The 6,216-nt window shown below is 65.9% G+C and carries 5 protein-coding genes and 1 pseudogene; 4 read left to right on the top strand and 2 right to left on the bottom strand.

Annotated features, from left to right (window positions below; translation table 11 throughout):
* The 4 genes and pseudogenes from VTU_RS0101520 to VTU_RS35810 all read left to right on the top strand — a co-directional run.
* Positions 1-688: ABC transporter permease (locus VTU_RS0101520; protein WP_010100085.1), on the top strand; the 688-nt coding region annotated here is incomplete at its 5' end.
* Positions 685-3,132: an ABC transporter ATP-binding protein/permease gene (locus VTU_RS0101515; protein ID WP_201766086.1), complete on the top strand. Its 2,448-nt coding sequence runs from the start codon at positions 685-687 to the stop codon at positions 3,130-3,132. The genes VTU_RS0101520 and VTU_RS0101515, both read left to right, overlap by 4 nt.
* Positions 3,133-3,155: 23 nt before the next feature.
* A complete protein-coding gene (locus VTU_RS0101510) occupies positions 3,156-5,144 on the top strand; it encodes a CocE/NonD family hydrolase (protein WP_010100083.1) in 1,989 nt (662 codons plus the stop codon).
* Positions 5,144-5,227: pseudogene (locus tag VTU_RS35810) on the top strand (transposase DNA-binding-containing protein); the annotation flags it as partial. The gene VTU_RS0101510 and the pseudogene VTU_RS35810, both read left to right, overlap by 1 nt.
* 78 nt (positions 5,228-5,305) lie before the next feature.
* Here VTU_RS35810 and VTU_RS25265 read toward each other — a convergent pair.
* Both VTU_RS25265 and VTU_RS25260 read right to left on the bottom strand, forming a co-directional pair.
* Positions 5,306-5,827: a lytic transglycosylase domain-containing protein gene (locus VTU_RS25265; protein WP_010100082.1), complete on the bottom strand. Its 522-nt coding sequence runs from the start codon at positions 5,825-5,827 to the stop codon at positions 5,306-5,308.
* Positions 5,824-6,216, bottom strand: a 393-nt coding sequence (locus VTU_RS25260) for a S26 family signal peptidase (protein WP_010100081.1), incomplete at its 5' end; no start/stop codon positions are given. The genes VTU_RS25265 and VTU_RS25260, both read right to left, overlap by 4 nt.

Raw genomic sequence — 6,216 nt, 5'->3', positions numbered from 1 at the left:
CAGCGCGCAGATTGGCAACCGGCTCGGCAATTCCCTCTTCCTGGCGTTCTTCGTGGCGCTCATTGCGGTGCCCTTGGCCGTTGGCCTGGGAATGCTCGCAGTGCAGTACCGCAACCGGTTTCCGGACCGGCTCATCAGCCTGCTCTCGCTGGCCGCGATCTCGCTGCCGGAGTTCTTCATCGGCTATCTGTTCATCCTGTTTGGCGCCGTGAAATTCGGCGTCGCCCGGTTTCCGGCCACGGTCTACGACGGCATGGGCTTCGGGGAGCGCCTGTCCGTCATCGCCTTGCCGGTTGCAACGCTGGTGCTCGTGGTACTGGCGCACATGATGCGCATGACGCGCGCCGCGATCCTCAACGTCATGGAGTCGGCCTATATCGAGACGGCGCAACTCAAGGGCCTGGGCAGGTTTCGCATCATCGCCCGGCACGCCGCGCCGAATGCGGTTGCGCCCATCGCCAACGTCATCGCGCTGAACCTCGCCTACCTCGTCGTCGGCGTGGTCGTGGTCGAGGTGGTCTTCGTCTACCCCGGAATGGGCCAATACATGGTGGACGCGGTGAAGGTGCGGGACATGCCGGTCGTTCAGGCCTGCGGGCTCATCTTTGCGGCGATCTACATCCTGCTCAACATGGCGGCCGACACCATCGCCATCGTCGCCAATCCCCGGCTCAGGCATCCGCGATGAACCTCAGGACCATCCCCGCCAGCGCCTGGATCGGCTGGATCGGCATCCTGCTGGCGCTGGCCTGCGCCATTTTCGGTCCGTGGATTGCGCCCTATGGCGAAACGGACGTCGTCGGCGCTGTCTGGTTGCCGGCGGGCGCAGACTTTCTGCTGGGCACCGACAATCTTGGCCGCGACCTGCTGTCGCGCCTGATCTACGGATCGCGCACGACGATCTTCGTGGCGTTCGCGGCCAGCATTCTTGCGTTTTCGCTGGGCATGGTCCTGGGTTTCACCGCCGCCGTCGTCGGTGGGGTCGTCGATCAGTTCCTGTCGCGATGCAACGATCTGATGATGGCGATTCCGACGCTGATCTTCGCGCTGGTCGTTCTGGCCGTGCTGCCGCAGAACCTCTGGGTCCTGATCGGCGTCATGGCGATGCTCGATTCCACCCGGGTATTTCGCATCGGCCGCGCGGTCGCGCTGGACGTTGCGGTGATGGACTTCGTCGAGGCCGCGCGCCTGCGTGGCGAGGGCCGGCGCTGGATCATTTTTCGCGAAATATTGCCGAATACGTTCTCGCCCTTGCTCGCCGAGTTCGGCTTGCGCTTCGTTTTCTCCATCCTCTTCCTCTCGACCCTCTCCTTTCTGGGCCTGGGCATACAGCCGCCAGCGGCGGATTGGGGCGGCATGGTCAAGGACAACAAGGACGGGATTTTGTTCGGCGTTCCGGCTGCGCTCATTCCCGGCGTGGCCATCGCCGGGCTGGCCGTCTGCGTGAACCTCGTCGTCGATTGGCTGATGAAGCGCTCGTCCAGCCTCCGGGGGGCCGCGGCGATGGCTGAGCTTTTGTCCGTCAGAGATTTGCGCATCGAGGCGACGAGCTACCCGCCCGGCTTGCCGCCGAAGACGGTGACGCTGGTCGATCGCGTTTCCTTCACGCTCGCCAGAGGCAAGGTCCTGGGCCTGATCGGCGAATCCGGCGCCGGCAAATCGACCATCGGACTGGCGGCGCTGGCCCATGGACGCGGTGGCGCGCGCATCACCGGCGGCGAAGTCCTGCTCGACGGCAAGGACATTCTCCAGCTCGGCATGAAAAGCCTTCGGGGGCTGCGCGGCAGCCGCGTGTGCTACGTTGCGCAGTCCGCTGCGGCGGCCTTCAACCCGGCGCATCGCCTGGGCGAGCAGCTGATCGAGGCCTCGCTGCGGCATGGCGTGATGGGCCGCGCCGACGCGCAGAAAAAGGCGCACTACCTGTTCCAGGTGCTCGGCCTGCCCGACCCGCAAACCTTTGGTGCACGCTATCCGCACCAAGTCTCCGGCGGGCAGTTGCAGCGCGCCATGACCGCCATGGCGCTGTGCCCCGGCCCGGAACTGATCGTGTTCGACGAACCGACGACCGCACTCGACGTCACCACGCAGATCGACGTGCTCGCAGCGATCAAGCACGCGATCAGGGAGACGAACACGGCGGCGCTCTACATCACGCACGATCTCGCGGTGATCGCCCAGATTGCTGACGACATCCTGGTGCTGCGCCATGGCAGGACCGTCGAATTGGGCAGCACCCGGCAGATCATCGAGGCGCCGCGCGCGGACTACACGCGGGCGCTGCTCAACGTCCGCAGCATCCGGCGCGATGAGGCGAGCGACCAGACGCATGCCCTGCTCCGGGTGGATGCGGTCAGCGCCGCCTATGGTCAGACCCGGGTATTGCAGGATGTGTCGCTGCACCTGCCCAAGGGGCAAACCCTGGCCGTGGTCGGCGAGTCCGGCTCCGGCAAATCGACCTTGGCGCGGGTGATCACCGGCCTGCTGGCGCCAACGCAGGGCACGGTGCATTTCGACGGCAAGCCCTTGTCCCCCGCATTCACCCGCCGCGCAAAGGAGGAATTGCGCCGCATCCAGATGATCTACCAGAGCGCCGACACGGCGATGAACCCGCGCCAGACGGTGCACGACATCATCGGCCGGCCGCTGGGCTTTTATTTCGGTCTGCGCGGCGCGCGCAGGACCGCGCGGGTCAAGGAATTGCTCGACCAGATCGAGATGGGCGAGGGGTTCGCCCACCGGTACCCCGCAGAGCTTTCGGGCGGCCAGAAGCAGCGCGTGGCGATTGCCCGTGCGCTGGCCGCGCGGCCGGAGCTGATCCTGTGCGATGAACCGACGTCGGCGCTGGACCCGCTGGTGGCGCAGGGCATTCTCACGCTGCTGCTGAAACTGCAAGCGCAAACCGGCGTCTCCTATCTGTTCATCACCCATGACATCGCGATCGTGCGTGCCATCGCCGACTCCGTAGCGGTGCTGCACCACGGACGACTCGTGCGTTTCGGGCCAAAGTCGAGCGTGCTCTCGCCCCCGCTGGACGACTATACCGAGCGGCTGCTCAAGTCCGTGCCGGAGATGGAGATAGGCTGGCTCGAGCGCATTCTCGCGAGCCGGCGCATGGACAGCGTCAGAAACTGAACCCTCTACGAACTGGATTGCGCATGACCGGGCACGCCTTTACGGTCCTTGAAAACACGTGGATTTCCCTGCGGGACGGAACACGCCTTGCCGCGCGTATCTGGATGCCCGACACCGAGGACCGCCTGCCTGCGGTGCTCGAGTACCTGCCTTATAGAAAACGCGGCGGGACCCACGCGCGGGACGAGTCCACCTACCCGGTATTTGCCGCTGCCGGCATCGTCGGTGTCCGCGTTGACATCCGGGGATCGGGCGAGAGCGACGGCGTGATCGACGGCGAGTACACGCCGCGCGAACTCTCCGACGCCGGCGAGGTCATCGCCTGGATCGCCTGCCAGCCCTGGTCAAACGGGAGCGTCGGCATGATGGGAATCTCCTGGGGCGGCTTCAACTGCCTGCAGGTGGCGGCGCTGCGGCCGCCGGCGCTCAGAGCGGTGATCTCGATCGCATCGACGGTCGATCGCTACAACGACGACATCCACTACAAAAATGGCTGCCACCTGTCGGCGCAGCTCGGCTGGGCCGCGACTATGCTGGCCTACCAATCGCGTGCGCCAGACCCGGCGCTGGTCGGCGCGCGCTGGCGTGCGATGTGGCTGGAGCGGCTCGAAGCCGAACCGTTCTTTCTGGAGGAATGGTTGACGCACCAGCGCCGCGACGGGTTTTGGAAGCACGGCTCGATCTGCGAGGACTTTGGCGCCGTGCAGGTCCCCGCGCTGGTCATCGCCGGATGGGCTGATGGCTACCGCAACACGCCGTTCAAGGCCGCGCTCGGGCTGGGCGACAGAGCCAAGTCGGTGGTCGGCCCGTGGATTCACAAATACCCGCATTTCGCCTGGCCCAAGCCACGCTGGGATTTTCACGGCGAGGCCATTGCCTGGTGGAAGCAATGGCTGTGCAAGGAACCGACCGGCGTCGATGCCAGGCCGCAAATGCGCGCCTATATTCTGGACGGCCCCAGACCGGCTCTGCGGCGCGAGCAAGACCCCGGCTTCTGGGTCGCGAAAACGCTGTGGACCGAACCGGAGCTCGCGTCCTTCGGCATTGCGGCCGACGGCAGGCTGAGCGCGGCGGCCCTCGGGCAGGGCGTAGGCAAGGTCCATCACCGCTCGCCACTGGCCACCGGAACGGCGTCGGGCGAATGGTTCACGCTCAAGCCCGACGCCGAGATGGCAGGCGACCAGCGCGGCGACGACGCTGGCTCGCTGGTGTTTGAAACCGCGCCGCTGAGCGCCGCGCAAACTTTTCTCGGCCAACCAAGATTGACGCTCGATCTGTCGTCCGATGGAGAGGGGGCGAATCTCATCGTGCGCGTGGTCGACGTGCATCCCGACGGCGCTGCAACGCGCGTCTCGTTGGGCGTCATGAATCTGACCCACCGCGCGGGCAACGAGACGCCGGCGCCGCTGCCAAGGGGCGCGACGGTGCGCGCCACGCTGGAACTCGACGCATGCGGCTATCGCTTTGCGCCAGGGCATCGAATCCGGTTGGCGCTCTCGACCAGCTATTGGCCCACGGTTCTGCCAGCGCCGACCGACCCCGGCGTCACCATGGACACCGCGACCCTGACGCTCGCCATGCCGCTGCTCGGCGCGCATGAGCGCATCGACATGCCCGAGCCGGCCAACCCCGATCCGCTGCCGCGCTACAACGCACGCTCCCCGAGCGAGACACGGCGGAGCGTCGAGCGCGACCTGACGACGGGCGTGACGCGCTACAAGATCTACGAGGACAGCGGCCTGTCCGAGCACCCGGACCATGGACTGGCAACCCGGGATGTCCGCGAAGAAGTTTGGTCGATCACCGAAGGTGACCCGCTGTCGATGAGCGGCGCCTGCCGCTGGGAATGCATCGCCCGGCGCGAGGACTGGGCCGTGCGCACGGTCACGACGGCAAACCTGGCCTGCAGCGCCACGCACTGGCTGAGCGCTGGTTCGGTAACGGCGTTCGAGGGCGATACGCCCATTTTCAGCAAGCGCTACGAGAAGCGCATCCCGCGCGACCTCATGTAATGCCGTCGGCCTCCAGGACCCGTATTTCCCAAGTCTGCGGCGATTGGGCCGACACCATTGGGGCCTACCGCTTCTTTGGCAATGAGGAGGTCCAGTGGGAAGACATCCTGGCGCCGCACATCGAAAACTCGGTGGCCCGCATGGCGGCGCACGATCATGGCTTACTCTTTCACACGGCGGACAAACACGGTGGTTTCCGCCGTGTACGGATCGAGCACCGGCACGCGGGTCAGCGCAACACGGCCACCGATCCCATACCGGGTGAGGTAGCCATTGTTGAAACCGTTGATGAAGCTGCCCGTGTTGTAGGCAGACAAGGCGGCGCGCAAGGCGGCTTGCTCGTCGTCGTATTTGAGTCGGGCGTTCGCGTAGAACTCGGTCAGAACACGCGCCCCGGCGGCGATGTTCTTGCACGGCTCGAACATGTCCTCAACACGGTAGCCAAGCCGGGCGACGTTCGTGCTGTTCACCTGCATGAGCCCAAGGTCTACGGTGTAGCCCTGCGCGATGTACTTCTTGGCCAGTTTGGCCGCGTCGGCCGCGTCGCGCGGCGCACGCTCGAGAAAACCCTTGTTGACGTTGATGGCCAATCGATTGCCCTTGCTCTCCACCCGAATGATCTGCTGGGTGGTGGCTGGCGCGACATTCGGCGCGCAGGCCATCATCATCTCGAGGTCGATCACCGGTTTGACCTTTCTGCAATGAGGGTCATGTCGGCTGCGTCGCCGCGGATCAGGACCGGCGTCGCCCGGCCGCGCACGCTGCTGGCCACGTCCACGGGGCCGAAATAGCGGCTGTCGAAACTCCTGGCGCTGTACGTCGAGAACAACCAAACCTGGCCCGGCGCGACGATGTAGCTGCCCTCTGCCCACGCCGGGATGGTCTCGATGGCCTGGGTGTTGGGCAGGATGCGTCCGTTGACCATGGCGGGCCTGCCCGGTTGAATGCGCACACGGTCGCCCGCAACGGCTGCGACCGGTTTGAGCAGCGTGCCAGCGTGCGTGCCAGCGCAGTCGCCCGGTTCCAGATAGCCCCGGTCTGCCATGAGTTGCACGATGGGCCGGACCGGTGG

Source organism: Verminephrobacter aporrectodeae subsp. tuberculatae At4, from assembly GCF_000193225.1.
GTDB classification, from domain to species: Bacteria; Pseudomonadota; Gammaproteobacteria; order Burkholderiales; family Burkholderiaceae_C; genus Acidovorax; species Acidovorax aporrectodeae.
This window is presented reverse-complemented; position numbering and strand designations above follow the sequence as displayed.